This window comes from Pseudomonas spartinae (assembly GCF_965197125.1).
Lineage (GTDB): Bacteria > Pseudomonadota > Gammaproteobacteria > Pseudomonadales > Pseudomonadaceae > Aquipseudomonas > Aquipseudomonas composti_A.
In genome coordinates this window covers 11,898-35,480 of the sequence record NZ_CBDAMB010000020.1, presented here as the reverse complement: position 1 = coordinate 35,480, position 23,583 = coordinate 11,898, and the positions used below count along the sequence as shown (strand labels likewise).

The following is a 23,583-nucleotide window of genomic DNA, read 5'->3' as shown; positions in this document are numbered from 1 at the left end:
AGGAGCTATAGCTCTGAATGTTCAGGTGAGCCCCTCCGCCATATGACGAAGGGGCTTATCTGTCTTAAATCACGCGTTTAACGCTCAGGTAATCGCCCTTGGTCTTCAGCGTGATGGTCACGTCGCGGTTGCTGCGGTTGCGCCAGAACCAGCCGTGTGTACCGTCGAAGATGGCGGTGAATTCACCCTTGTCGCCCTTGATCTGCTTACCCTTGCTATAGCTGTGGTAGTAGCCCTTTGGGCCGTTGTAGGGTTCGCCATGGGTGTCGTGGTTGACCGGAACACCATTGGTCGTCCACTCGTAGCTGACCGTGGCCTTGTTCAGCATCTCCAGCTTGATTTCACTGGCCTCACCTGGCTTCAGGGTGACGGTTATCTCGTCAGACTTCAGGGCTGGCTGCGGCTCAGCTACTGGTTCGGCCACAGATGCTGCTGCAACAGGCTCTTGAACTACTGGCTGAACAGGTACAGGAGCTTGAGCTACGGGAGCCGCCGCTGGCTGAACCGATGCATCCGCTGCCGCTTCTTCGGCCAGGGTTATCTTCATTTCGCCCATCTGGGTCAGGCCGAGTACGCGACCAACGCCCGTCGGGTCGATGGCGTACTCCGAAGGCATCACCACGGTGACCAGTAAGGCAGCGGCAACACCCACGGCGATCACAGTGGAGCGCAGCAGTTGGCGGCTGGTCGGCAATTCGCTTTGGGTCGGGAGTTTGGTATTGAACATGCTGAGAATTCCTTACTGAGAGACGATCAGGCCGGTGAGCTGGTAACCCATCAAGAGGAAACCGGCGCTCATCATGGCGACGTTGGCGGTGTAGGCATGACGCCAGAAGCTGGCGGTACGTCGCCAGTAGCCCATGACAATCAAAATTGCGCCCAGGGCCAGGAGCTGACCGATTTCGACGCCGACGTTGAAGGCGATCAGGTTGGTGATCAGGCCATCTGCCGAGATCTCGTATTCCTGAATCTTGGTCGCCAGACCAAAACCATGCAGCAGGCCGAAAATCAGCGTGGCCGCTTTGGTGTTCGGCTGATGGCCGAACCAGCGCTGGAATGCGCCCAGGTTATCCAGCGCCTTGTACACCACCGAGAAACCGATGATGGCGTCGATCACATAGGAGCTGATGTTGATTTCCGCCAGTACGCCCAATAGCAGCGTCACGGTGTGACCCAGGGCGAACAGGGTGACGTAGAGCCCCACGTCCTTCAGGCGGTAGAGAAAGAAGATCACCCCGAAGAGGAACAGCAGGTGGTCGTAGCCGGTGATCATGTGCTTAGCGCCCATGTAGATGAACGGCAGCACCATCACCCCGGAGCTTTCCTGGATAAAGCCCTTGTCGCCCTCGGCGACAGCGTGGGCCAGTGCGTCAGGCATGCCGAGAAACAGCAATGCCGTGAACAGCAGCAACAGTAGTAACGAGCGATTCGGGCGCACGACAGATGCGTCCATTGCGCCCATAGATAGCGATTGCATGGTTGAGTCCTAAATTAAAGGGGTCTTGGGCCGCACAGCGGCCTGTGTCAGAGCACAAATGTGGCGCGCGGTGGCCGCTCGATCAGGAAGATCGGGCTTGGAGGAATGGAGTAGCGAGGGGCGGGTATCGGCTGCGCACGTTCTGGCAGCGTGCTGATGCTCAGCAGCGCAGTCAGGTGTGGTGTTTCATGCAAGTGGTCGGCTGTCAGCGGCGAGTGGCAGTGATCCCCGTACGCAGCACAGGCCTGCGTCTCATCACCATGCGCATGCGAATGAGCACTGTCATTTCCACTCAAGGAAGGCTGGCTCGATCCCATAAACAGCGCAGAGGTATGCCCGGCCCAAGCCAGCAATATGGCGAGAGCAAGGGCAAAAATCACCTTGGTGCTAATGGGATTGCTGAGCATGTTGTGGTTCTTTCGATGCCTAAGCGAGTGGCTTTTATGGAGAGGTAGCCGGTTTGACCATATCCCCCCCAGGGGGATAGCATGAGAGCGTAATTCATCGACGCACGAGACTCAAGGCATGAGCGATCACGAACACGGCCACCAGCACCAAAGTCATGGCGACATCATCAAAAGGTTGAAGCGTGCGGAGGGCCACCTGCGCAGCATCGTCACCATGATTGAAGACAGCCGGGCCTGCGTCGACATTGCTCAGCAGCTACATGCCGTGGAAAAAGCCGTCTGCCAGGCCAAGCGTGTGCTTATCCAAGACCATATCGACCACTGTCTGGAACATACAGTCGAAGCACTTGCGGTAGGCGAGCGCGCTTCACTCGAAGACTTCAAGCAAATCACCAAGTACCTCTAGGCCCCTCCCATGTCGAGTTTCGCCGAATTGCTGCAACAGGGGGGCTCGCAGGCCTGGCTGTACTTCCCCAGCGCCATTCTGCTGGGTGCTTTGCACGGCTTGGAGCCTGGGCACTCGAAGACCATGATGGCGGCGTTTATCGTGGCCATTCGTGGCACGGTGAAGCAGGCCATTCTGCTGGGACTGGCCGCAACGCTTTCGCACACCGCCGTAGTCTGGCTGGTGGCCATGGGCGGCATGTACCTAGGGCAGAATTTAGATGCCGAAACTACCGAGCCTTATTTCCAGCTCGCGTCCGCCGCCATCATTATCACCATCGCCCTGTGGATGCTCTGGCGCACCTGGCGTGGCGAGCAGATGTGGCGCTTCGAGGAGGGCAATGACCATCACCAACACGATGAAACCCATCGCATCGATACCGGGCATGGGTGTATCGAGCTGTCGATCTTTGAAGAAGGAGTTCCACCACGCTGGCGGCTGAAGTCCTTGAGTGGCCATACCTGGTCGGCTATTGAAGTGAGCCTGCTGGCTACCCGGCCCGATGGCCAGACCGAACAATTCTGGTTCGTAGACCGAGGAGGCTATCTGGAATCACTGGTCGAGATTCCTGAGCCCCATGACTTCACTGCACGGCTTAGCCTGGGCCATACCGGTCATTCCCACGACTATGACCTGGAGTTCCGCGAGCACAGCCACGGTCATGAGCATGCTGAGCAGGAGGAACTGGAACTGTCGCTGGAGGGCTATCAAGATGCCCATGAACGGGCGCACGCCAACGACATCCGCAAACGCTTCAGCAGCCTTAACGTCACCACCAGTCAGATCATCATGTTCGGCCTAACGGGAGGGCTGATTCCGTGTCCGGCCGCAATCACCGTGCTGCTGCTCTGCCTGCAAGTGAAGGAAGTTGCGCTGGGAGCCGTACTGGTGTTGTGCTTCAGCATTGGTTTGGCCATCACTCTGGTCACCGTTGGCGCTGCCGCCGCTATCGGCGCTCGCCAAGCCTCCAGTCGCTGGCCGTGGCTTGGCGCTGTAGCGCGTCGCGCCCCTTACCTGTCCAGCTTGCTGATCATCGGCGTGGGGATTTACGTCGGTTTCCACGGTTGGATCGGCCTGAACGCCTAGCCGATGTGGGAGTTATCCGGTTATTTCGGTCTGTTCCTCACAGCCTTCGGTGCCGCCACGCTGCTGCCCATGCAGTCGGAGGCGGTACTGGTCAGGTTGCTGCTGACTGACCGCTATACAGCATGGACACTACTGGCGGTGGCCACCACGGGCAATGTGCTGGGCTCGGTGCTGAACTGGCTGCTGGGTCGCTCCATCGAGCACTACCGGCACAAGCGCTGGTTTCCCGTCAGCGAAGGCAAGCTGGAAAGGGTCCAGCAGGCGTATCACCGCTTCGGTCGCTGGTCGCTGCTGCTCAGTTGGGTACCGATCATTGGTGATCCACTTACCGTGGTAGCCGGTGTCATGCGCGAACCGTTCTGGAGCTTCCTGTTAGTCGTGACGCTGGCCAAGGCCACTCGCTACCTGCTGCTGGCTGCGCTGACGCTTGGGTGGTTCGGGTGAGCCCGCATGCACGCGACGCCAACCTGGATCTGATCAAGTGGCTGGCGATGCTGACGATGCTGCTGGATCACTTGCGCTACGTTTGGCCTGAAGCCGAATGGCTGTTTATCGTCGGTCGTTTAGCGTTCCCGCTGTTCTGCCTGGGCATTGCAGCCAATGTGGCGCGCTCGCAATCGGGAGCACTGTACACCGATGACAACGTTCGTTATTTGGGCTGGATGGTTGCGTTTGCCGTGATCTCGGAGTTGCCCTATCGCCTGCTTTCCAGCGACAGTAGCACGCTCAATGTAATGCCCTCGCTGCTGCTGGGCCTGCTTATCGTCTGGGGCGCACACCATCGTGGCCGCGATGGCCTTATTCTGGCTCTGGCCGGAGTGAGCCTGGCAGTGCTGATTCAAGAACGCCTGATGTACGGGATTTTCGGTGCGCTGTTGCCGGCAGCATTGTTGCTGGCCATGCAACGCCCTGGTCTGGTTTGGCTATTGCCAGCCGCACTTTGCGTACTGGCCAACAGCCGTAACCGCTGGCTCGCGGAGTGGGAGTTGCAGCCCTATACGTTGCTGATCCTGGCCACAGCGTTCGCGGCGCCCTTAATTGGGCTATGGCTACTGCGCCGAACGCGCCATTTCAGGATCTGGCCGGTCAAGCGCTGGGGCTACTGGTTCTACCCTAGTCATCTAGTAGCACTGCACCTGATCCGCACGCTCAGCTAGTGTGGGTTTTCCTTCTTCAAAGCCTGCTTGCTCACTCCATATAATCAGCAAGGAACCATCGTTAACAGCCGCCGTGCACTGTGTAATTAGCCCTTTGGGCGCGTCACCTTTTAAAAGGTTATGCGATGCCTATGGTGCTTGTGCCGCCCACCTGAGAGTGATCTCATGCGGGACAATTCGTACGACGACCGTATTTTCAATGAGGCTAGGATCAAACCTCCCTCCCCCACTTAATGCCTACCGACATCAACGATGCCCAGCCGTACTATTACAACTCAAGCAGTACTTGCACTGAGCCTGGCATTACTGCTGGTCATGGTCTGGCATACATCTTCCTTGTTGACGGGTACAGAGCCGCAAGCGGGATTCAAAAGCGAATCCACGCACAGTAGTTTGTCCACAGATACAGCCCCCTCTTGCTCATGGTGTGAAGATCATCGGCACTCGCCGGTGACTGCTGACCATGTGCATGAAACCCCTTACCTCGGGCCGTTGCTTACCCTGCCTGCCCAAGCAGAAAACAACGCACTTGCGGCTATTTCGGATCAAGCTACGCCAGTTCGCCCTATCTACCTGATTGAGCGCCCTCCACGATCCAGACGCGTGATCTAGACAAAACCGCATTGCGGCCAAAGACCACTGCAATCCAGGATCAACTTATGCAATCGCTTTCTCCTCGCGGGTTCGTGGCTCTGTCCGTGCACCTACGCCGCCCGGCGCTCTTATCGCTGTTCGCCATCTCGTTGATGGTTATGGGCATGGCAGATGCACGGGCTCAAGACGTCACCACAAGCGGTATCGCGCCAAAGCTAGTTTCCGCGCCATCCACCTCAGTCGAGGGCAGGTATCAACCATGAAGGAAGCAGAGACAAACACTCGCGCTATCAACCCCTGGGGCCTGCTACTTATGGCCTGGGGTATTGCGCTTGTTTCAACTTTAGCCGCGCTGTTCATCGGCGAGGTCATGGGGAAAACACCCTGCGTTCTCTGCTGGTTCCAGCGCGCATTCATGTTCCCACTGGTCGTGATTCTGGCCGCTGGTTGCTACATCTCAGATTTCGGCGTCTGGCGCTATGCGTTGCCAGTTACCGTCGTGGGTTGGCTCATCGCGCTTTACCACAGCCTGCTCTACCTCGGGATCATCCCGGAGAGCATCAAGCCCTGTGGTGCAGGACCATCATGCTCCAGCGCTGACATGATGATTTTCGGCAGCATACCGCTGCCACTGCTTTCGCTGGGTGCATTCACCCTTATCGCTGTTCTTCTTGTTCTCATCCGCCGGAGGTCTTCCCTATGAGCAGACGTGCAATCGTCCTCGTCATCAGCATTCTTACTGCGCTCGGCTTCGCTGCTGCGGCATTCGTTTATGATCGATATTCGGCAAGCGAAGAAACTCCGCCAGCGGCCCCGGCAACCAGCTCCTTGGTGCGCTTCCATTCGCCAGTTATCGGTGCCGCTAATGCGCCAGTAACCATTGTTGAGTTCTTCGATCCGTCCTGCGAAGCCTGCCGTGCCTTCTTTCCACTGGTTAAGCAGATCCTGGCTGAGAACCCGAAAGATGTGCGCTTGGTGCTGCGTTACGTCCTCTTCCATGAAGGCTCTGAAACAGCGGCAAGAATCCTTGAAACTGCGCGTAAGCAGGGGGTCTATGAGCCGGTTCTGGAGGCAATCATCGCGGCTCAACCGCAATGGCACAGTGACCCTCAGGTGCTCAAAGCCTGGGAGGCTGCTGAAGCTGCAGGCTTAGATGTGGAAAAGGCCCGCGCAGAGATGATGGCTACCGATATCACCGAAACGCTTAAAACAGACGCCCAGGATGCCCAAGCTGCTGCCGTGCGCCAGACGCCCACGTTCTTTGTGAATGGCAAGCCGCTCCTGAGCTTTGGTGCACAGCCACTGATTGATCTGGTTAAAGCTGAAATCGAACAAAGCAAATAAGCGCTTGCAGTTTGTAAACAAACGAACCCGCACCACCGCCTGCAATGTCTCGTGCCGAGTACTGCAGGTGGTGGCGCATTGTTTAGTGGCGATGGCTTTTCCCAACGTGGGTATGGCCATCATCTGGAAGTGCACTGACTCCGCCAGTGGTGTTCAGCCGCTGAAGAATTCCACACTCGTCTACACCCCGCTCAGAGGCGCAACGGTGGCGTAACTCAACCAGCTGTTGTTGCAGTGCCAGCAGGCTGGTCACTCGCGCTTGCACATGCTCGATGTGCTCATCCACTAAGCTATTCACACCCTCACAGTTCCCCTCTGGCCGATCCATCAGCGCCAACAAGCTTCTGATCTCGTCCAGGGTCATGTCCAGTGTTCGGCAATTACGAATAAACGTAAGCCTCTCAAGATGCTCACTGCTGTAAAGACGATAATTGCCCTCGCTGCGAGCCGGTGTCGGCAACAGCCCTTCACGCTCGTAATAGCGAACCGTTTCAACCTGGCAATCGGCAAGCTTGGCCAGCTCTCCAATTTTCATGAAATACCCCTTCTACAAACTCTTGACCCTGTAGTGGCTTCAGGGTGTTCACTCTACAGCACTGACCAATAAGGATACCCCCATGGCTGGTTGCTGCAGTGATGAACAAAAACCTGAAGCGGTTTCAAAGGATGTCTGCTGTGACCCCAGCGGCGCGTTTAAGTGCTCGGCCACGGCAACTACAACGGTAAATGCCATGGTTGGCTCCAGGCTCAGCAGTTTCCGTATTGAACAAATGGACTGCCCTACCGAACAGTCGCTGATTCAGGACAAGCTGAGCAAGCTGGCAGGCATAGATAAGCTCGACTTCAACCTGATCAATCGGATTCTTGGGGTATGGCACAGCTTGCCTTCGACCGCGCCTATCGAAGCGGCGATCTCGTCCCTGGGAATGCAGGCAGAACCGCTATCTGCTGAAGGGCAAGCCCGCATCAAAATCGAACAGATGGACTGCCCAACTGAAGAAAAGCTCATCCGCGACAAGCTGACCTCGCTACCCGGCATCAGTGCATTGGAGTTCAACCTGCTTCAACGTGTACTGACGCTCAGCCACACAGCAGAAGCGCTGCCAGCAGCACTGGCAGCGATTCGCGAGCTTGGTTTCACGCCAGTGGTTGAGGGTTCAGCAACAGCAAGCGAAGAAGCACAAGGCACCCCGCACAAGAAAGCCTGGTGGCCCTTGGCGCTCTCGGGCGTGGCCGCCGTATCGGCGGAAGTGATCCACTTTGCCGAGCTTGCGCCAGAGTGGGTTGTGGCTGGCGTGGCGCTGCTCGCCATTCTGCTGTGCGGCCTAACGACCTATAAAAAGGGCTGGATCGCGCTGAAGAACCGCAACCTGAACATCAATGCGCTGATGAGTATCGCGGTGACCGGTGCGGTGCTGATTGGGCAATGGCCAGAAGCGGCCATGGTCATGTTCCTCTTTTCTGTCGCCGAGTTGATCGAAGCGAAGTCGCTGGATCGGGCTCGCAATGCCATCCGTGGCCTGATGGATCTGACCCCTGAGCGCGCCACGGTGCAGCAGGTCGATGGCACATGGCTGGACGTTGACGTTAAGACCATCGCCGTAGGCGCATTGGTCAGGGTTCGACCTGGCGAACGAATCGGTCTCGACGGCGAGGTTACTTCCGGCAACTCCACCATCAACCAAGCGCCCATCACGGGGGAAAGCCTGCCCGTAGAGAAAATCATTGGCGACCCGGTTTTTGCAGGAACCATCAACGAAGCCGGCTCCCTGGAGTACCGCGTCCTAGCCGCCGCTGCCAACACCACGCTGGCACGTATCATTCACGCGGTCGAAGAGGCGCAGGGGTCACGTGCGCCGACCCAGCGCTTTGTCGATCAATTCGCCAAGGTATACACCCCTGTCGTATTCCTATTCGCCCTAGCTATCGCCATTGTGCCGCCACTCTTCATGGCCGAGCCCTGGTACGACTGGATCTACCGTGCCTTGGTGCTGCTGGTGGTCGCCTGCCCTTGCGCCTTGGTCATCTCGACGCCCGTCACCATTGTCAGTGGCCTGGCAGCGGCGGCGCGTAAAGGCATTTTGGTCAAAGGCGGCGTCTATCTGGAAATCGGTGGCAAGCTTGGCTTCCTGGCACTCGACAAAACCGGAACCATTACTCATGGCAAGCCGGTACAGACCGATTACATGCCGTTGGTTGAACAGGATTCAGAACTCTACCGTACTCATGCTGCCAGCCTCGCCAGTCGCTCTGACCACCCGGTTTCGCAGGCAATAGCCACGCATGCCACTGAGAATGGCCTGACGTTTGCTGCCGTTGAGGGATTCGAAGCCCTACTGGGTCGAGGTGTTCGAGGCACCATCGAAGGCATAGATTTCCACCTGGGTAACCACCGCCTGGTGGAAGAGCTTGGCCTCTGCTCACCCGAGCTGGAAGCGACGCTGGAGCGTCTCGAACGCCAAGGTAAAACAGTGGTGGTGCTGTGCAATCCGCAGCGTGCCATTGCCCTGTTCGCCGTTGCCGATACCGTCAAGGGCTCCAGCCGCCAGGCAATTGAGGAGCTTCATGCGCTTGGCGTGAAGACCACAATGCTGACCGGCGATAACCCGCACACCGCAGATGCGATTGCACAGCAGGTAGGCATCGACGAGGCACGCGGCAACCTACTGCCAGTCGACAAATTGCAGGCCATTGAAGCATTGCAGGCGCGCGGCTACGTTGTAGGGATGGTCGGCGATGGCATCAACGATGCGCCGGCGCTGGCGAAGTCTGAAATCGGTTTCGCCATGGCCGCCGCCGGCACGGACACGGCCATCGAAACTGCGGATGTGGCCTTGATGGATGACGACCTGCGCAAGATCCCGGCCTTCATCCGCCTGTCTCAACAGACCGCCGTCATCCTCAAGCAGAACATCGTGCTGGCGTTAGGGATCAAGGCCCTGTTTCTCGCCATTACCCTAACGGGGCAGGCGACGATGTGGATGGCCGTCTTTGCCGACATGGGCGTCAGCCTGCTGGTGGTGTTCAACGGCCTGCGCCTGCTTAAAAAGTAGGATCGGAGGATTGAAGATGAAAGCAGCATTGCAACTCGCAATTGAACAAGCCTTTCAGCAGGCCCGGCAGGCCATGCAGGAACAGCGCAGCGCAGATGCCTTTCAATGGTTAGAGCGCGCGCACATCCTGACCCAACGCCAACCCGTGCTGCATGCTGGGTCACACTGGCTGATGCTTGTGCTCGGCTGGCAGACCGGCGATTACCGCGAGGTCGCGGGGCAACTACCACGTATTTTCGCGGCCCTGCTGTTCTCCAAAATCTGGGTGCCTATCGGCAATACAGGCCGCTCCAGGGTCAGTGCTTTCAAGCCCATGCCGGTTCCCGAAGAACCACAGACCTTGCTTGCCGATGACAAGTAAACTCAATCCGGTCGGTGATTGCGCCCATGCAAATTGATATCTCTACCCAGCTGCCATGCTCACTGGCAGAGGTGATCGCCCAGGTGCGCACGCCACGTCTGCTGCATCAGGTTGCATCACCGTTGCTGAGTTTCAGCCCGCTGACTCCCGTTGAGTTTCCTGGCACCTGGAGCGAGGGCACTTACTGGGTCAAGCTGAAGTTATTCGGCGTACTTCCCATTGGCCGTCAGGCGATTGTGATTACATACCCGCAGACGGAAAATGCTCAGATTTTCATGCTAAGAGACAACGGCTACAGCCCGCTGATCAGCAAGTGGGATCACCTCATTACGGCACAAGAGGTCAACGGCGGAACGCTTTACCGAGATAGCGTGACCATCAAGGCGGGCGTCCTCACTCCGTTCGTCTGGCTATTTGCGCGCCTGTTCTACGCCCACCGTCAGCGCCGCTGGGCAACCTTGGCGGCAAATGGCTTTAACTACGGAAACTCTCAGCCGCTGTAGTAATCGCACCTTGCTAGGTTCTTGGTCGCATCAACCAACTCTTCGTCTGGTAAGCGCTGAGCCCATGGCTATTCACACCCATGCGGTCACAGTTTCATGCACCATTACTGCCATGAGCTGGAATATACGCAGTGCGCCTGCCAGCTCCAGCTCGTCAGCGAAATGCTGGCTTACACGGCGGGAGTGAGCAGCATGCCCGAATCACGCAAGGTGATTCGGGTGGACGCTTACGAGCATCCAAACAAGATCAACCGGCGTCACCCCCAGCCGGCTTGTCACATCAGCCCTGCGCTATCGATCTATCTGAGTGCACCGTCCTATGAGCTGGCAGTCATGAACATTCGGCCTGATCAAGGCTGGAGCTCTCTCGACCTACCCGTCGGATTCTATTGAAAATCTGAATTCAAATGTCGCTTTAAGACAACTTTCATTGCCGCCTTGTGAAGATTACAGAATTGTAATTTTCCAATCATCTTCAAGTTATCTTCAGCTTGCAAGGATAGGGCTCAGCTCCCCAAAGGCGCAGAGCGCTTGAGGGTGCAATACCTATAAGAACGCCATGGCGAAAACTAGACTAATAACTGCCAATTATAAAGGAGCAATAAATGCTTAATAAAACCAAACTATCCCTTGCAGTATTTTCGGCGATTGTCAGTGCAGCTCCGCTCATGGCGGCCGCAGAAGAGCAAGCCGAAGGTTTTGTAGAAGGTAGCAGTTTCAATATTCTCAACCGTAACTTCTACATGAATCGTGACTTTCGTAAAGGTCAGTCGAGCAACACTGACAATGGTTATACTGAAGCTTGGGCACACGGGATCATTGGCCAGTTCGAGTCGGGCTTTACCCAAGGCACCGTAGGCTTTGGTATTGATGCCTTCGCCATGCTCGGCCTTAAACTGGATACCGGGGATGGTCGATATGGCCCAGGTGGTACTGTTAATCTGCTGCCGGTAAATAGTGATGGTGAAGCCGAAGATAACTACTCCAAAGTGGGTGGTGCAGTAAAAGCCCGGCTATTCGACACCGTTGTCAAAGTGGGTGATGTGTTCCCCATGACGCCGGTGGTTCACTACGGTGACTCCCGCCTGCTACCGGAAAGCTTTCGCGGCGTTACGGTTGAGAACACAAGCTTTGATGGTTTGACCCTTCAGGGTGGCCGCCTGCATGCCATGAGCCAGCCGCAGGTCAGCACCATGCGTGATGAGTTCGCAACCTTCTATGCGGGCTCTGTCGCGTCTCCATGGGTTGCCTATTTCGGCGGTGACTATTCGCTAAATGACAACCTGAGCTTTAGTCTCTATAGCAGCCAACTCAAGGATGCTTGGAAGCAGCACTATGCCGGTACGTCCTTCACCTACCCGCTGACCGACAGTGTTTCCTTGTTCGGTGGCTTGAACTACTACAAAGCTGTTGATGACGGCCAGCAGCTGTTGGGTGAGTTCGATAACGACATTTACAGCGGCAAAGTGGGTGTGCAGTTCGGTGCACACAGCGTTGCCCTGTCGCACCAGCGCAACAACGGCGACGATGATTTCGACTACCTGCGCCAGTCTGATTCCATCTTCCTCGACAACTCTATTCAGTACAGCGACTTCAACTCGCCGAAAGAGAAGTCCTGGATGCTGCGCTACGACCTAGATATGGCCAGCTATGGCGTTCCTGGACTGACCTTCATGACGCGCTATGCGCTGGGTACAGATGCGGACTATTCCGACGCCAACAGTGTGTATATGCGTCGTGATGCCGATGGCAACCCGCTGACTGACCAGAAGCGCTGGGAACGCAACATCGAAGCCAAGTACGTCGTCCAAACGGGCTCACTGAAAGAGATGTCCTTCCGTGTTCGCCAGATGACTACCCGCGCAACGGATTACGAGTCGGATCTGGACGAGGTTCGTCTGATCGTCGAGTACCCACTGAGCGTGCTCTAAAAATGGATGGGCGGGCGGGCTCTAAAAGCACTGCCCGCTCATGCATAACAAGATAGGCAGTTATTAGATTTCAAGAATGTAATGTTGGGCTCACGCTGCTGTTAGCTTCACCTCCGTAAAATTCACTCGAACTTGCAGAACTTGTCCATGAACCTCGACAAGCTAATAATTGAATTTTACGAGGCCTGCCTTATGAAGATGTTGAAAGCCCTAGTTATTGGATCAGTACTTCTTGTCGGCTCCACACAGTCTTATGCAGAAGATGGCTATGATCGCTCAATGAAAGCTCAGGCAAAATTTCGAGCAGATCAAAAACGAATTCACGGAACTGAGCCTGCTGCCAAACCGGCGGACGAACTAAAGGTTAAGACCAGCAACCAAGATCGGACCAATACCGATCTTAAAAAAGAAACCAACGCTGACTAACCGCTCACTTCCGAACGATGTTCACCTCTAGAAGCTCCCGAGCTCCTTTGGAAAGAGGTGTACCCTAAGCGCCCTTCGGGGCGCTTTTTTTATTTAATCTTTAATAATAAGAAAGATTCACTGGGAGTTTAAACCTCCAAGCTAGACAACTAACTCTTCTCTTCCGCAAGTCATTCATATCTGCAACAAGCCATCGCTGTCAGCGTGTAGCAAGAAGGGCAAAATGATACCGGTGAAGGCCTTTAGATTGATCTGCCTGATATCTGCAAAGGCACTCGGCTATCACCCCGATGCTAGAACACGGTGTCATTTGAATACCGCGCCCTTGCACCGTCAGCAGATACCCACTCAATAGCCAGACGCCGTGCCCATCTCAATCTTTCATGATTCAAGCCATCCAAGAGGATCGCCACGCTTTTCGCTTCCTCATGTAAGCTGACGTTTTTCATCCTTGAGGATGCTATGAGTAGGGATGCACTTGAACAAAACCAGATACCGATCTATTTCGTCGCGGTCATTGCAGCGGCAATCGGTGGGTTAATAGCTACTGCAGCGGCGCAGAGCCTGAACGCATTAGTGACCCCGACTATCGCCGTGCTGATGTACGCGATGTTTCTGCAAATTCCCTTTCTTGATCTCCGCAAAAGTCTTAGCAACAAACGCTTCATGTCAGCCTTGCTGATCGCCAATTTCGTACTGATTCCACTGCTGGTATGGGCACTCACCAGAGGGCTCGCAGAACACCCGGCAATCCTAATAGGCGCTCTTCTAGTTTTGCTCACCCCGTGTATCGACTACGTGGTGGTCTTTACTCACATTGGCAAAGGCGACTCGCGTGCGATTCTTGCAGCAACCCCCATCCTCTTGCTGTTGCAACTTGTGCTGTTGCCTGTGTATTTGGCTTTCATGCTAGGGGAGCAATCCCAAGTCGTTATCTCGATAGCGCCTTTCGCTGAAGCCTTTCTCGCACTGATTGTCGTGCCTTTATTGCTCGCGGTGGCTACAGCAGCCTTGGCTAAGCGCTCGCGGATCGTAGGTCGCTGGAACACCGTATGGGCATGGATGCCAGTCCCTGCGATGGCGGCAGTTCTCATTGCGGTGGTTGGGTCGCAAATCTCGCCGGTGGTACGTGATATCGACCAGCTTTTACCGGTGATCCCGGTGTATATCGGTTTCATGCTTCTGGCCCCCGTAGTGGGCGCACTCGCTTCAAGAGCTTATAAACTGCCCGCCTCGACGGCGAGAGCGGTTACTTTCAGTACCGCCACACGTAACTCGTTGGTGGTTCTTCCGCTGGCCCTGGCATTGCCTGAAGAAATACGAGGGCTTGCAGCCGCAGCGGTCATCACCCAGACGCTGGTTGAGTTGGTGGGTGAGCTTGTCTACATCCGGGCAGTGCCGATTCTCATTTGGCGTAAATAAAACCGCTGAGGACGTCACAGGCACAGTCACTGCCCACATTGAGCGGTATTTACGGTAAGCAAAAAGCCCCGCTCAAGAGCGGGGCTTTTCAGTTGCACACAAATAGCGCTGTGAACTTAGCGCAGACGATGGGCCAAGCGGTAGAGCAACGGCAAAACCAGCAGCGTCAGCGCGGTTGATGACAGGATTCCGCCAATCACCACCGTCGCCAGAGGGCGCTGAACTTCTGCGCCCGTACCGATGGCAGTGGCCATTGGAATAAAGCCCAGAGACGCCACCAAAGCTGTCATCAGCACCGGACGCAAACGAGTCAACGCGCCTTCACGAATAGCCTCGTCCAGCCCCATGCCGTTCTCACGCAAACTGCGAATGAAAGAAATCATTACCAGGCCGTTGAGCACCGCCACACCCGACAACGCAATGAAACCCACGCCGGCAGAGATCGAGAGCGGAATATCACGCAGCCACAAGGCCATGATCCCGCCGGTCAGCGCGAAGGGCACGCCGGTGAACACCAGCAGGCCATCTTTAACATTGCCGAACATCATGAAAAGTAGCGTGAACACCAGCAGCAACGAGACCGGTACGACAATCTGCAGGCGTTTGGACGCCGACTGAAGCTGCTCGAAGGTGCCGCCCCAGGTCGTCCAGTAACCTGTCGGGATGCTTACCGCTTGGGCGATTTTGCTCTCGGCCTCGGCGACAAAAGAGCCGATATCGCGACCACGAACGTTAGCGGTGACCACCACGCGGCGCTTGCCACTTTCACGGCTGATCTGGTTCGGCCCCGGTGCGGAAACCACGCTCGCCACATCAGCCAAGCGCACAAACCCTGGACCATCCAGCCCATCGCCACTGCTCAAGCGAATGGGCAGCTGTTGAATTTTATCGACATCATTGCGCCATTCGTCAGCAAGACGAACCTGGATATCGAAACGACGATCACCTTCAAACAGCGCTCCAGCTTCACGGCCGCCGATGGCTGTGGAGATAGCGTCTTGGATTTCCGAGACATTCAAACCAAATCGTGCGGCTTTCTCACGGTCGATTTGCACGCTGAGCATCGGCAGTCCTGTGGTCTGTTCGACCTTCACATCGGCTGAACCCGGAATGCCCTCCAGCACCTCAGCAATTTGCTCGGCGGTCTCGTTCATCACATCCATGTCGTCGCCAAACACTTTTACCGCGACGTCACTGCGTACGCCGGAGATCAGCTCGTTGAAGCGCATCTGTATAGGCTGGGTAAACTCGTAGTTGTTGCCGGAAACCTGCTCGACCGCCTCCTGCATCGCTGCAACCAGATCGGCTTTGCTGCGATCAGGATCAGGCCATTGGTCACGGGGCTTGAGCATGACAAAGTTATCCGCCACGTTCGGCGGCATTGGATCGGTTGCAACTTCAGCGGTTCCAAGCTTGGCGAATACCGTATCAACCTCGGCAAAGGATTTGATCCGTTGTTCGAGTTGCACCTGCATTTCAATTGCCTGCGAGAGGCTGGTACCTGGGATGCGCATGGCATGCAGAGCGATATCGCCTTCATCCAGACTTGGTACGAACTCGCTACCCATCCGCGAAGCAGCCAAGCCCGACAACACCATCATGACTGCCGCAATAGTCAACACCAACGGTTTGCTGACCATGACCCAATCCAGCAACGGCGCATAGCCTTGTTTGACCCAGGTCATCAGCCGGTTTTCTTTTTCACTGACGTTGCCATTGAGGAAGAGTGCAACAGCTGCCGGGACGAACGTCACCGAGAGGATCATGGCCCCGAACAGGGCTGCCACCACCGTGAACGCCATCGGGTGGAACATCTTGCCTTCCACGCCGGTCAGCGCAAATATCGGCAGGTACACCACCATAATGATCAGTTGGCCAAACAGCAGTGGACGACGCGCCTCCTTCGAAGCCGCGAACACCTCATGGAAGCGCTCGTTACGGGTCAGCGTTCGGCCTGCTGCGGCCTGGGCGTGAGCCAAGCGACGCACGCAGTTCTCTACGATCACCACGGCACCATCGATGATGATGCCGAAATCGAGTGCGCCAAGGCTCATCAGGTTCGCGCTGACCTTGTTGCTGACCATGCCCGTAAAGGTGAACAGCATCGACAGCGGAATCACCATTGCTGTGATGAGCGCTGCACGGATGTTACCCAGGAACAGGAACAGGATAGCGATAACCAGCAGAGCGCCTTCGATCAGGTTCTTCTTCACCGTATTGATGGCTTTATCGACCAATACGGTGCGGTCATAGACCGTCTTCGCTATGACTCCTTTCGGCAGGTTGCGATTGATCTCCTTTATGCGCTGGTCGACAGCCTGCGATACATAGCGGCTGTTCTCACCAATCAACATAAAGGCGGTGCCGAGCACCACCTCCTGACCGTTTTCGGTGGCAGCACCGGTACGCAGTTCTTTACCCAGCCCAACTTCAGCCACATCACCGATACGGACAGGAACACCATCGGTGTTCTTGATGATGATGTTGGCGATGTCAGCGATATTGCCAACCTGCCCAGGGGCGCGGATCAGGAACTGCTCGCCGCTGCGTTCAATGTAGCCCGCACCAACGTTGGCATTATTGCTCTCCAACGCAACCACAATGTCCTGCAGGCTGAGGCCATGTGCGACCAGGCGCTCCGGTATGGGTGAAACCTGGAACTCCTTGGCATAGCCACCAATGGTGTTGATCTCAGTAACACCTTTGACGGTTCGCAGTTGCGGTTTTACGACCCAGTCCTGAATCTCACGCAGATCCATCGGTGTATAGGCGCTGCCATCCGGCTTCTTCGCGCCGTCTTCTGCTTCGATGGTCCACATGTAGATCTCGCCCAGGCCTGAGGCGATGGGCCCCATGCTCGGCGACAGATCACTGGGAAGGTTGCCACGCGCTTCCTGTATCCGTTCATTCACCAGCTGACGTGCGAAGTAGATGTCCGTACCGTCTTCAAAGATGACGGTGACCTGCGACAACCCGTAACGTGAGATGGAGCGCGTTTCCTGCAAGTTGGGGAGGCCAGCCATGACCGTTTCAATTGGGAAGGTCACACGTTGTTCGGTCTCCAACGGCGAATAGCCCTTGGCCTCGGTATTAATCTGCACCTGCACGTTGGTGATATCGGGAACCGCATCAATCGGCAGTTTCTGGTAGCTGTAAACACCCAACGCCGCCATGCCTAGCACAGCCAGCAAGACTAGCCAGCGCTGGTCGATGGCGAAGCGAATTAATCGTTCGTACATGTCAATTTCCCCTAAAGCGCAGCATCACCGCGCTCTCCAGTACGGATGCGCAATGCGTCGGTCAAAGGGGCCACGGCGACGATTCCATCACCGGGTACACCTGTGTGGGCGGCCTTCTCGATGGCATGGACGATCTCATCGGCAACCTCATCGGAGCAGAACGCCACCAGCACGAGATGCTGATGGGAGTCAGGATTCCATTCGTCTGCGATATATCCATGATCCTTGCCGTGACCACGCGGATGGCCATGGGCAGGCAGGATGGTGAATCCAGGTAGATGAGGCAGTGCGTGCAGCGCTTGCTCGACGGCTTCAAGCCGGATCGGACGAAAAATAGCTGTAACTTGTTTCATAGCTCGACTCCGAATTAGTGGTCATGGCTCGCGCCGGCTTTGCCAAGCTCAGCTTTGATCAGGAAGCTGTTCTTCAGCGCGTATCGATCGCCCGCCTTCAGACCCGAGATAACCTCAACGAAGCGGCCGTCGGATTTGCCCAGCTTAAGAGGCCGAGCTTCTAGCTGGTTATCGAAGCGGCCGAACACCACCTGCCAATCGCGAACGGTCTGGATCGCTTCGACCGCTACTGCAACGGGAACGTCGTTCTCCTCGGCAATCACCTCGACCGTCACTGGCAAACCAGGCCGCCATAGCCGATCTGGGTTAGCTAGCACGATGCGAGCAGTCGCCGAGCGGGTTTGCGCCCCAACCAGAGCGCTGACATAGGAAATGGAGCCCTTTGCCGTGGCGGCGAATGCGCTGGAGCTCACGACAGCGTTTTGCCCTTCGGCGATTACGCCCAAGTCTTTCGCCGCGACGGTTGAGTCCACCCATACGGTCGACAAATCCGAGACGGTAAAGACTGCGGAATCCTCTTTGAGTACTTCACCAACAGAGATGCTTTTGCTGGTTATCACGCCATCGATAGGGGCACGAATCTCGAATTCGGTGAGATTCTGGCCTTTGGCCGGGGCACCGCCCAGCGAAGCGATTTGTTGCTGGACGCGCTGCACTGCGATAGCAGCTTCCTGCATGGCAACTTGCGCCTGCAGGAAGTCCTGCTCGGCGGAAATCTTCTCTTCCCACAATTGCTTTTCACGTGCATAAGTCGTGCGGGCAAGCGCAGAGCGTTGCTGGGCGGCCAGCAACTCGCCACGCAGTTCGGCCAGCGCCTGGCTGGAGATTTTGGCCAATACCTGACCCTTGCTGACCGTATCGCCAGCACTAACCGCCACCGAGTCGACCCGGCCGGCAAGTTGCGGGGTCACCTGAACCGTGCGGTCACCGTTGTAACGAACCTCGCCGAGCACTTGCAGCGTGGAGGCGATTTTCGCGGGACCAGCAGTGGCGAGCGTGACGCCGCCCTGCTCAAGCTGCGCATCCGTCATGGTCACGCGGCCCTCAACCTGCTCGTAACCGAACGAATAGCTCTTGCCACTGTGCTTGGCGCTGATGGAAACCTGGAATGAATGCGGCTCTACAACCGCGGCATCGCCACGTAGGTAGTTATTCTCTTTGCTGAAATTGATGATTTGCGCAGGTTGGCCAAGACGCAACAAGGTCACTTGCACCGTGCTTTCAGCAGGATTTAGAAGCTTGCCGTCCAGGTAGGTATAGAGCCTGAACTGAGGCTCTACGCCCTCCTCAAAAATCGTCACTTCAAGCGCATAATCACCCTCGGTGAAAAGCTTGCCGCCATGCTCGCCCTTGGTGGGTTCTACAGTTTCATGGTGCTCTTTATCTGCATGCTCATCGGCCTCTTCATGCTCGTCGGCCGAAGCCTCCCCGTGGTGCTCGGGATCTGCGTGAGCCGATACATCCTCATGACTCTCATCATGGCCATGGCCTTCCTCCCCGGACTTACCAGGGCTACCACTTAGAATCAGACCCGCCACGGCTAAACCGATGACGACAACAGCCACAATCATCAGCCACTGCTTTCTGGGAGTTGTTGATGCCATTGGTAACTCCAAATTATCAAAAGTATTGAATTTGACTCATGCCCAGGCGGCGACTAAACGCGCTCAATAAACATGCAGCCGCCAGGAAAGCAGGCGAGGCTTCATGTCGCATGACGCGACCGTCTAAGGCGTTATGTAGGTGCGCAGAGATGCTTATTTTTTGAATTCGATGTTGAGTTGGGAGCCGTAAATCTTCTCCAAGCTCACCCAGGCCGAGATAGCTTCATCCAGGGTATTCAGGTACTGGGAGCGCATGCTTACGAGGGTGCGCTGAGCATCGAGTACATCGATAAAGGCAAACTTGCCCATCTCGAATCCACGTACTGCGCCCTCTACTGCTTGCTGCGCGGTCGGCAGCAGTGTGCCGCTGATCGAGTCGACTTCACTTCTAGCGCTTTCCCACTGCTCAAATGCCTGCTGGGCTTCCGCGCGCAGGCGGAGTTCTGCGGCATTGCGCAAATCGCGCGCCTGGTCAGCTCCTTGAGCAGCGGCCAGCACATTGCCTTGGTTGCGGTTGAACAACGGAATAGGCATCGACAAGCCGAGCAAATTGACGCGCTCGCCAAGCCCTTCGTCGTATTGGCTGCCAACGCTGACGGTGAGGTCTGGAATGCGCTGCGACTTTTCGAGTTCCAAGGAAGACTCGGCACGCTGGATGTGCGTGCTGGCCAGCCGTAGGTCCGCTGTATCTGTTATGCGTGCAAGCATCTCAGCCTGCGACGGCAGGTACGGCAGGCGCTCAAGATCACCCTCGACATGCGCGAAGTTCGGTGTCTCGGCACCCGTTATGAGCGCCAGTTGCTTGTAGGCATTGCTTTGATTGAGGCGTGCGCGATTCAGCTCCAGTTGAATTTCAGAAAGCTGCACCTGAGCACGCGAGATTTCGATTGGCGAAGCCTTGCCGGCCTTTACGCGCCCTTCGACCACCTGAAGTCCGCGACGGGCAAGGTCTAACGACTGAGTGGAAAGCTGCAGTCCTTCCTGGGCACGCAGCGCTGAGTAAAAGGCCTGGATGACCTCAGCGCGCAAGATGTTTTTCTTACGCTCCAGATCAATCGCCACCGCGTCCTGATCACGCTCAGACACATCAATACGCGCGCTACGCTTGCCGCCCAGCTCAATTGGCTGAGATACCTGAATGCTGGTAACGCGCGACTCACTGCGCGTGTCCTCAACGCTCCAGGACAACTCAGGATTCGGGATCAGCCCAGCTTGAGTACGAGCACCTTCGGCAATACCTGTATTCCATTGTGCTGCAGCGAACTCCTGGTTCTCAGTGAGCGCTTGCGCCAACGCCTCATCAATCGTTATTGACTGCCTTGCTGATTCGGCAGCAGTTGTTGGAACTGGAGCAATTAACAATGCAGCCAGTAGCCCTGAAAATACACAGAATTTACCTATTCTAACTCCATGTCCGGCCATTGTTTTTACATGCACTTAAAGTCCTCCACAGAACTAGCTCTGCTGGAATATAATGAAGGCCTTTATATTTATTAATCCCGAGGAATATCGAGGATTATCGCTTGGGAAAATAAGTAGAAAGCCGATTCCCGGCAGAATGTAGTGCTCCATGCCTATCAGCAAGGTGACTGGAAAATTACAAATACGTTATCCAGCACTTTTCCAGGTAGGCCTGTATTAGTATTGGCAGCGCTCAAGAGAGCAGGCGATTTAGCGCCCAGCAACAACTAGAAACATACACAGTTAAATAGAGGTTGCCTGGTGTGTAGCGCCACCGGGCAGCCCTGCCGGTCCAAAGCTGGGTGTTTTGGATAAGGGCAAGTACTGCGACACGTTGTCGCTTAACACCTTGGAGCCATGCGAAATAGGCATTACAGCTTGACCCTAAAGCCGCTTCAGGCTTTAGCCTTGGAGCAACCTGAAAAGCCGTAGGTCATATCCGTGACCGCCGATGAAAGAATTAAAACCACTCCGCAGCCACAACAAAAGAATATCTAAAAAATACTGGCTGCACATTTTAAGGTGAATTTTTATGCGAATCCTTATTGTCGAGGACGAGCCCAAGACTGCCGAATACTTACACCAAGGTTTAAGCGAAAGTGGCTATGTAGTTGATAAGGCAGCCACTGGCGTGGACGGTCTCCACCTTGTTAGGCAACACGCTTACGACTTGGTAGTGCTTGATGTAAACCTGCCTGAAATTGATGGCTGGGGCGTGCTTGAGCATATACGCAGTAACAGCAGTACACGCGTGATAATGCTGACTGCACGCGGGCGCTTAGTGGATAAAATTAAAGGCCTGGATTTGGGGGCAGATGATTATTTAGTCAAACCGTTCGAGTTCCCTGAATTACTTGCGCGAATTCGTACATTGCTACGGCGAAGCGAGCAAATTCCAGTACCGGAAGTGCTGCGGGTAGCCGACCTTGAGCTTGATCCGGCGAGGCACCGCGCGTTCCGTGGCGAGCAGCGTATCGATCTGACCACCAAAGAGTTTGCGTTGCTGCACCTACTGATGCGCCGCTCTGGGGAAGTGCTATCGCGCACCCAGATCATTTCGCTGGTCTGGGATATGAATTTTGACTGCGATACCAACGTCGTCGAAGTCTCCATCCGCAGGCTGCGCGCCAAAATTGATGACCCGTTCGATAACAAACTGATCCACACCCTTAGGGGTGTTGGGTACGTGCTTGAGGAGCGAGCATGAGGCCGGCCAGTCTATCCATGCGCCTTGGCCTGTCGGTCAGCGTGATGGGGGCGGCACTGGTTGTTCTGCTAGCGGCACTCGCCTACTTCGCACTGACTCATGAGTTGGACTCTTTGGCCAAGAAGAGTCTTGACGGCAAACTGGAGCAGATTCAGCACAGTCTCGCTGAAGACATGAGCGCCCATGCAATTTCCCAGCAGCCTCACGCACTGTTGGATCTGGTCATGGGACATGACAACCTGCACCTGACGATCTACGGGAAAAAGTCAGGCACCAAATTACTCCTGAATCTGGGTGAGAAATCCAGGGAGCCCATTCTTGCCAACATACCAGCAGGCGATACCCCTAGTTACCAAAGCTGGTCGGATACTGAGGGAAACAACTTCCTGACCGCATCCAAGGTGATGCTGCTCAACGACGGCGACCACGTCAGGGTCTTACTCTCAATTGATCGATCTGCCGACGAAGCACTGCTCAGTGCCTACCTCAAGTCAACACTGATCGCACTCCCTCTTCTGCTCGCGCTGATTGGCATGGGCGCATGGTGGATCGTGCAGCGAGGCCTTTCTCCGCTCCGGCAATTTCGCCAGGTTGCATCGCTGATCTCCACACAGGATCTGACCCACCGAATTTCCGTGGATAAGCTTCCACAAGAACTCAGCGCGCTGGCCCACGGCATCAACTTCATGCTGCATCGACTTGATGGCGGCGTTCAGCAGCTATCGCAATTCTCTGATGACTTGGCCCATGAGTTGCGTTCGCCCATCACCAACCTGATGGGCAAAGCCCAGGTAACTCTCTCCAGAGAGCGTCCGCCAGAGGAATACAAAGCCGTACTGGAGTGCTGTACAGAAGAGCTTGAGCGCGTCGCCCGGATTGTTTCCGACATGCTGTTTCTCGCTCAAGTCAGCCACCCGGCGTCCCTGGTTCCCTTCGAGAAGATTGCCCTAGAAGATGAGGCAAGACGCGTTGTGGATCTGTTCAGCATCTCCGCGGAAGAGAAGCAGATCAGCCTGAGCATTGTCGGAGCAGGCCTAACCTTCGGTGATCGGCTGATGGTGCAGCGCGCGATTTCAAACCTGTTGTCCAATGCGATTCGACATAGCCCCATCGGCGCAAACATTTCGTTGCTGATCGAAAAGCACAGCGAAACCGTATCGTTCTCGGTGGAAAACCCCGGGATTGGCATTCCCGCACAACACATCCCTCATTTGTTCGAACGCTTCTACCGTGTCGATACCAGCCGCTCTCGTGCCGAAGGTGGAACAGGGCTTGGCCTGGCAATTGTTCGCTCGATCATGAGCCTGCATCAGGGCACGGTCGAGGTCAGCAGCCTGCCAGGCAGCTTCACCGTGTTCCGTTTGATCTTCCCCAAAGTCCGCAATGGTTCCTCGACCTAGACCCTGCAGGCGTACAGGCATAACGACCAGCCGAAGATTGGCTGCAGAGGAACCCGCCCCTATTCGGAGAGCACGGCATACAGCGACGGCTCCCCGATATGCCAACCCCCTGA

The 23,583-nt window shown here is 55.9% G+C and carries 22 protein-coding genes; 14 read left to right on the top strand and 8 right to left on the bottom strand.

The features are described 5' to 3' along the window. Positions 1-64 precede the first annotated feature (64 nt). The 3 genes from ACN8M7_RS25410 to ACN8M7_RS25400 are packed head-to-tail and all read right to left on the bottom strand — an operon-like array spanning position 65 to position 1,884. Positions 65-727 (bottom strand): transmembrane anchor protein, encoded by a 663-nt coding sequence (locus ACN8M7_RS25410; RefSeq protein WP_137821410.1) that lies wholly within the window; start codon positions 725-727, stop codon positions 65-67. A 12-nt stretch (positions 728-739) separates the two neighbouring features. Next, the gene (locus ACN8M7_RS25405; RefSeq protein WP_137821411.1) at positions 740-1,477 is read right to left on the bottom strand and encodes a HupE/UreJ family protein; all 738 of its coding nucleotides are present in this window, start codon (positions 1,475-1,477) and stop codon (positions 740-742) included. Positions 1,478-1,524: 47 nt separating this feature from the next. Next, positions 1,525-1,884 carry a hypothetical protein gene (locus ACN8M7_RS25400; protein WP_282340372.1) on the bottom strand — a complete coding sequence of 120 codons (360 nt, stop codon included), beginning with the start codon at positions 1,882-1,884 and terminating at the stop codon, positions 1,525-1,527. 118 nt (positions 1,885-2,002) lie between these two features. Between ACN8M7_RS25400 and mreA the strand changes: the two genes are divergently transcribed. The 6 genes from mreA (at position 2,003) to ACN8M7_RS25370 (ending at position 6,510) form a co-directional block, all read left to right on the top strand. Continuing rightward, on the top strand, positions 2,003-2,290 hold the full coding sequence (gene mreA / locus ACN8M7_RS25395; RefSeq protein WP_042924893.1) for a metal-sensing transcriptional repressor MreA: 288 nt from the start codon (positions 2,003-2,005) through the stop codon (positions 2,288-2,290). A gap of 9 nt (positions 2,291-2,299) precedes the next feature. After that, the gene (locus tag ACN8M7_RS25390; RefSeq protein ID WP_282340361.1) at positions 2,300-3,415 is read left to right on the top strand and encodes a nickel/cobalt efflux transporter; all 1,116 of its coding nucleotides are present in this window, start codon (positions 2,300-2,302) and stop codon (positions 3,413-3,415) included. Between the two features lie 3 nt (positions 3,416-3,418). After that, positions 3,419-3,859 carry a YqaA family protein gene (locus ACN8M7_RS25385; protein WP_137821414.1) on the top strand — a complete coding sequence of 147 codons (441 nt, stop codon included), beginning with the start codon at positions 3,419-3,421 and terminating at the stop codon, positions 3,857-3,859. Next, on the top strand, positions 3,847-4,572 hold the full coding sequence (locus tag ACN8M7_RS25380; RefSeq protein WP_447591277.1) for a TraX family protein: 726 nt from the start codon (positions 3,847-3,849) through the stop codon (positions 4,570-4,572). The genes ACN8M7_RS25385 and ACN8M7_RS25380 overlap by 13 nt, the downstream gene beginning before the upstream one ends. Positions 4,573-5,425: 853 nt before the next feature. Then, on the top strand, positions 5,426-5,869 hold the full coding sequence (locus ACN8M7_RS25375) for a disulfide bond formation protein B (protein WP_137821415.1): 444 nt from the start codon (positions 5,426-5,428) through the stop codon (positions 5,867-5,869). Continuing rightward, complete coding sequence (locus ACN8M7_RS25370; RefSeq protein ID WP_137821416.1) at positions 5,866-6,510, top strand: DsbA family protein; 645 nt, start codon at positions 5,866-5,868, stop codon at positions 6,508-6,510. Before ACN8M7_RS25375 ends, ACN8M7_RS25370 begins: the two co-directional genes overlap by 4 nt. An 82-nt stretch (positions 6,511-6,592) precedes the next feature. Here ACN8M7_RS25370 and cadR read toward each other — a convergent pair whose 3' ends face one another. Next, positions 6,593-7,045, bottom strand: a complete 453-nt coding sequence (cadR, locus tag ACN8M7_RS25365; RefSeq protein ID WP_017675702.1) for a Cd(II)/Pb(II)-responsive transcriptional regulator — start codon at positions 7,043-7,045, stop codon at positions 6,593-6,595. Between the two features lie 235 nt (positions 7,046-7,280). On the opposite strand from cadR, the gene ACN8M7_RS25360 reads away from it, so the two are divergent. The 6 genes from ACN8M7_RS25360 (at position 7,281) to ACN8M7_RS25335 (ending at position 14,206) form a co-directional block, all read left to right on the top strand. Further along, entirely contained in the window at positions 7,281-9,563 is a 2,283-nt protein-coding gene (locus ACN8M7_RS25360; RefSeq protein WP_137821438.1) for a heavy metal translocating P-type ATPase, read from the top strand. Between the two features lie 16 nt (positions 9,564-9,579). Then, entirely contained in the window at positions 9,580-9,924 is a 345-nt protein-coding gene (locus ACN8M7_RS25355) for a DUF3703 domain-containing protein (RefSeq protein WP_017675704.1), read from the top strand. A gap of 26 nt (positions 9,925-9,950) precedes the next feature. Continuing rightward, a complete protein-coding gene (locus ACN8M7_RS25350) occupies positions 9,951-10,427 on the top strand; it encodes a hypothetical protein (protein ID WP_017675705.1) in 477 nt (158 codons plus the stop codon). A gap of 605 nt (positions 10,428-11,032) precedes the next feature. Beyond that, the gene (locus ACN8M7_RS25345; protein WP_026088463.1) at positions 11,033-12,358 is read left to right on the top strand and encodes an OprD family porin; all 1,326 of its coding nucleotides are present in this window, start codon (positions 11,033-11,035) and stop codon (positions 12,356-12,358) included. A 147-nt stretch (positions 12,359-12,505) separates the two neighbouring features. After that, positions 12,506-12,784 carry a hypothetical protein gene (locus ACN8M7_RS25340; protein ID WP_224490798.1) on the top strand — a complete coding sequence of 93 codons (279 nt, stop codon included), beginning with the start codon at positions 12,506-12,508 and terminating at the stop codon, positions 12,782-12,784. A gap of 462 nt (positions 12,785-13,246) precedes the next feature. Next, complete coding sequence (locus ACN8M7_RS25335; protein WP_490262578.1) at positions 13,247-14,206, top strand: arsenic resistance protein; 960 nt, start codon at positions 13,247-13,249, stop codon at positions 14,204-14,206. Positions 14,207-14,322: 116 nt separating this feature from the next. Here ACN8M7_RS25335 and ACN8M7_RS25330 read toward each other — a convergent pair whose 3' ends face one another. From ACN8M7_RS25330 to ACN8M7_RS25315, 4 genes are all read right to left on the bottom strand, one after another. Further along, positions 14,323-17,445, bottom strand: coding sequence for an efflux RND transporter permease subunit (locus ACN8M7_RS25330; protein ID WP_490262577.1), 3,123 nt, complete (start codon positions 17,443-17,445; stop codon positions 14,323-14,325). 11 nt (positions 17,446-17,456) lie between these two features. Continuing rightward, the gene (locus ACN8M7_RS25325) at positions 17,457-17,798 is read right to left on the bottom strand and encodes a P-II family nitrogen regulator (protein ID WP_296235851.1); all 342 of its coding nucleotides are present in this window, start codon (positions 17,796-17,798) and stop codon (positions 17,457-17,459) included. A gap of 14 nt (positions 17,799-17,812) precedes the next feature. Then, positions 17,813-19,402, bottom strand: a complete 1,590-nt coding sequence (locus ACN8M7_RS25320; RefSeq protein ID WP_296235850.1) for an efflux RND transporter periplasmic adaptor subunit — start codon at positions 19,400-19,402, stop codon at positions 17,813-17,815. A gap of 153 nt (positions 19,403-19,555) precedes the next feature. After that, positions 19,556-20,824, bottom strand: coding sequence for a TolC family protein (locus tag ACN8M7_RS25315; RefSeq protein WP_417702955.1), 1,269 nt, complete (start codon positions 20,822-20,824; stop codon positions 19,556-19,558). Between the two features lie 571 nt (positions 20,825-21,395). On the opposite strand from ACN8M7_RS25315, the gene ACN8M7_RS25310 reads away from it, so the two are divergent. After that, complete coding sequence (locus ACN8M7_RS25310; protein WP_017675714.1) at positions 21,396-22,070, top strand: heavy metal response regulator transcription factor; 675 nt, start codon at positions 21,396-21,398, stop codon at positions 22,068-22,070. Beyond that, positions 22,067-23,470, top strand: a complete 1,404-nt coding sequence (locus tag ACN8M7_RS25305) for a heavy metal sensor histidine kinase (protein WP_463227861.1) — start codon at positions 22,067-22,069, stop codon at positions 23,468-23,470. The genes ACN8M7_RS25310 and ACN8M7_RS25305 overlap by 4 nt, the downstream gene beginning before the upstream one ends. Positions 23,471-23,583: the final 113 nt, after the last annotated feature.